The sequence below is a fragment of the Streptomyces sp. NPDC019396 genome (assembly GCF_040632375.1).
Taxonomy (GTDB): Bacteria; Actinomycetota; Actinomycetes; order Streptomycetales; family Streptomycetaceae; genus Streptomyces.
Genome location: NZ_JBEYBS010000075.1, coordinates 1 through 3,474, shown reverse-complemented (window position 1 = coordinate 3,474; position 3,474 = coordinate 1). Strand labels below are relative to the sequence as shown.

5 protein-coding genes are annotated in these 3,474 nt (G+C 73.0%); all 5 read left to right on the top strand.

Annotated features, from left to right (window positions below; all coding sequences use genetic code 11):
* Window positions 1–760 precede the first annotated feature (760 nt).
* Entirely contained in the window at window positions 761–1,621 is an 861-nt protein-coding gene (locus tag ABZ532_RS31370) for an ArdC family protein (protein WP_361291351.1), read from the top strand.
* A 55-nt stretch (window positions 1,622–1,676) separates the two neighbouring features.
* Entirely contained in the window at window positions 1,677–1,892 is a 216-nt protein-coding gene (locus tag ABZ532_RS31365) for a hypothetical protein (RefSeq protein WP_030795513.1), read from the top strand.
* Window positions 1,889–2,161, top strand: a complete 273-nt coding sequence (locus tag ABZ532_RS31360; RefSeq protein WP_361291347.1) for a hypothetical protein — start codon at window positions 1,889–1,891, stop codon at window positions 2,159–2,161. Before ABZ532_RS31365 ends, ABZ532_RS31360 begins: the two co-directional genes overlap by 4 nt.
* Window positions 2,162–2,277: 116 nt before the next feature.
* Window positions 2,278–2,553, top strand: coding sequence for a hypothetical protein (locus ABZ532_RS31355; protein WP_361291344.1), 276 nt, complete (start codon window positions 2,278–2,280; stop codon window positions 2,551–2,553).
* 71 nt (window positions 2,554–2,624) lie between these two features.
* Window positions 2,625–3,005, top strand: a complete 381-nt coding sequence (locus ABZ532_RS31350; RefSeq protein WP_361291341.1) for a hypothetical protein — start codon at window positions 2,625–2,627, stop codon at window positions 3,003–3,005.
* Window positions 3,006–3,474: the final 469 nt, after the last annotated feature.

The window sequence follows — 3,474 nt, the reverse complement described above, 5'->3', positions numbered from 1 at the left end:
GTGTTGGTGGCCCGGTGCGTGCTCGCCGGCCCCGGCCTCCTTCGTCGGCCGGTGCCGTCGGCACCGGGCCGTGGACGCGCCTGGCGGCGCGACGACCTGTTGGGCCCCTTCGGGGCCGGCGGCCGCGCGGCGGCCGGGGTCCGCGGGGCGGACCAGGCCCTCCTTCGTCGGGCCGAAGCGGACGCCCCTGGCGGGGCGACGACCTTCTCCCGGGTCCGCTCGCGCGGACCGCCGGTCTGTCCGCTCCGGTCAGCGCTGCAGCTGGGCAGCACCGGGTCGTCGGTCGAGGCGAACGCCAATGCCTCCGGCGGGCGCCGGGCCTGCCCAAGGGGTGCGGGGGCGGTGTGCTGTGTGCGGCCCGGTAGGTGGCTGAGGTGTAGGGGGTGGGCGGGGGCTCCCCTCGGCCGACCGGTCACCCTTCGGGCTACCACCGAACCTGTGGGGGGTGCCAGGCCGAGCCGCTTCGCGGTCGCTTCGCGAGCCTGGCACCCCCCACAGAACCGGCGGTCGGGCGGAGCTGCCCGGCCAACCGAGGGGAGCCCCCACCCACCGGGCGGAGCCGTGGCGGGCCGCCGGGCAAGGGCCGCCCGGAGAGGGTGGAAACCGCCCCTGACCTGCGAAAATGTGTGATGCAGATCACTCGCTCAAACCTCTTCCTGGGTGGACTCAGGCCCCCAAATAAGGCAGAATTAGTGATGTCGGAAGGGGATGGCAGCCCCGGACGACAGGCCCGAACCTTCAACACGAAAAGGACAGCGCGATGGGGTACAGGAAGCTCGCGCCGGACGCCCGGCGAGAACTCGGCAAGCGGCGCACGGCCGAACTGGCGGACCTTCTCCAGGCCGGATACGCCGCTATGGGACGGCGCGACGTGTGGGCGGCGGTCATGCGGGCCGGAGCCGTCCACCTGAACCACCGCGGAGCCGTCAACGCCATCGCCATCGGCCTCCAGGCCCCGGAGGCGACGCGCGTACTCGGCTACCGGGCGTGGCAGGACGAGGGGCGGCAGGTCCGCAAGGGTGAGGAGGGCATCCGGATCTGGGGGCCCATGCGAGGGCGGCGGGAGGACGAGGCGTCGACGCCGGAGGACTCCGAGCCCCAGGACGAGGCACCGGCGCGCGGGTGGGTCTCGAACGCGGTCTTCGACATCTCGCAGACCGACGGCCCGCCGGTCCCGCCCCGCCCGATCTCCGGCAGTCCCGCCCAGGTGGTCCGCAACCGGTTGATCGCCGCCCTGACCGCCCAGGGTGACCACCGCGCCTTCCTGATCAACGGGGTGCCCGCCGAGGCGATCGACCCGGAGGACGCATCCCGGGCCCTGCTGCTGAAGGTTGCCCGGACCGCCATCGAGTCCACGGCCGGAGTCGACCCCGAGCAGGTCGAAGCCGAAGCGGCAGCCGCCTCCCACGTCGCCGCCCGCATCCTCCGCGTGCCGCCGGGCCCCCTCTTGGTCCCGCCGTCCGCCGGATGGATCACCGCTGATCCGAAGAACCCGCCCGTCAAGGCCAGCGCCGTCCGAGCGATCACGGTGGGCCGCAGTCTCGCGGAGCTGATCGGCGACGTCTGCCCTTGCTGCGACGGCACCCGCCACACGTTCGGCCGCGACCGCGCCGACGCCTGACCGCCCGCCGGGCCGGTGCCGCTCGGCACCGGCCCCCATCCCCCGAGAGGTAGACGTGAACACCGAAGCAGCCCAGACCCCGGCCCCCGCCATCGAGGAGGCCCACCCCCGCACCAGCACCGTGCGGCACCGCACGCTTCCCCTGATCCTCGGAACCGTCACCGGATACGGCACCGAACCCTTCACCGGCGACGCGCTGGTCATGGTCGTCTGGCCCGGCATGGGCAAGCCGGCCGGATACAAGGCGGACGAGATCGCGCAGGAGGCGTGACCGTGCGGCAAGAGGACGTCGAGCGACTGCACGCGGAATCCCGCGTCCACCCCGTGCACGCGCCGGAGCGGGACGGCGCCGGAGAAGTCCCCATGATCACGCTGGTCGGGGTGCACGTATCCGCGTACCTTGTCCGGGACCCCGACGGCGAAGCCCGGATGCGCCTGTCCGTCGACCGGGACGAGGTGGCGCCGGTCGCACTCAACGGTGCGGGAGTCCTGCCGATCGAGCTGTTGATTGACGAGCAGCGCGTGTGGTGGGGAATCTAGGAACACGCACGTCACAGCGTTGACGCAGCATCTCGAATAAGGCAGAATTAGCAGTGTCGGGAGGGGATGGCAGCCCCTCCCGGCGACAGCCCGAACCTTCAACACCGGGAGACTGCATGTCATACGCAGACGAAGCGGCCCGAATCGCAACCGCCGTGGCCGGTCTGCCCGTCAGGGTCCGCAAGTGGGTGCCGAACGCCCGAGACCCCCGCCGCCGCTTCGCCGGATGGGAGCCCGCCCAGGTCGCCGGTCCGGCCGCCGAAGGCGACTCCCTGGCGTGGGGGATCGAGTACAGCGACGGCCGCGAGGTGTCCGTCCAGTGGCCCGACGTCATGTTCCCCGCCGAAACCTTCAAGGAGGCCACCCGCCGACTCTCCAGCCCTACCACCTGACTCCGCCGAGGGGGAGGGAGGCAGCCCTCCCCCTCCGGTCCCGAACCTTCAACGTAGGAGAACGAGAACTCTTGACCACCCTTGAGCAGATGACCGCCTTCATCGTCAGCGACGCCGACGATGCGGCCCTGAACCACATCATCGACGCCGTCAACACCCGCCGGAAGGCCGACCGCCGCAAGGCCGAGGCCATCGCCGCCGCGAAGGTCACCAAGGGCGCCACCGTCCGACTCGACAAGCTGTCCCCCGCCTACCTCAACGGGCTTCGCGGGATCGTCGCGGAGATCACCCACCCGCGTCGCGGCAAGCCGCACGCCACTGTGACGCTCGACGCCGACAGCACGGCCCGCCTGCGCTACAGCGGCAGGAGGTTCCACGTCGCCCCCGACGTCACCAACTACGACATGCACGGCGTGCCGCTCACCTGCTGCGTGACGGAGGACGCCGAGTAGAACCGGCGCACGACGGCGCCCGCCCCCGGCCGACTCGACCGGGGGTGGGCGCTGCCGTGCGCGGCGGCGGTAGCGGACGCCCCTGGCGGGGCGGCGGTGTTGGTGGCCCGGTGCGTGCTCGCCGGCCCCGGCCTCCTTCGTCGGCCGGTGCCGTCGGCACCGGGCCGTGGACGCGCCTGGCGGCGCGACGATCTGTTGGGCCCCTTCGGGGCCGGGGTCCGCGGGGCGGACCGGGCCCTCCTTCGTCGGGCCGAACGGGCGCCCCTGGCGGGGCGGCTGTTCCCGTTCGGGTCCGCTGGCGCGGACCGCCGGGACCGCCCGCGCCGGCCGAGGTGGAGTCCGGGCAGTACATGGTTGTGGTGGAGAAGACGGACGCCTCCGGCGGGCCCTTACTCCCAAGGGGGTGGGGGCTCGTCGCGTGTGTGCGGGCCGGGGAGTGGCTGGGGTTGGGGGGTGGCCGGGGGCTCCC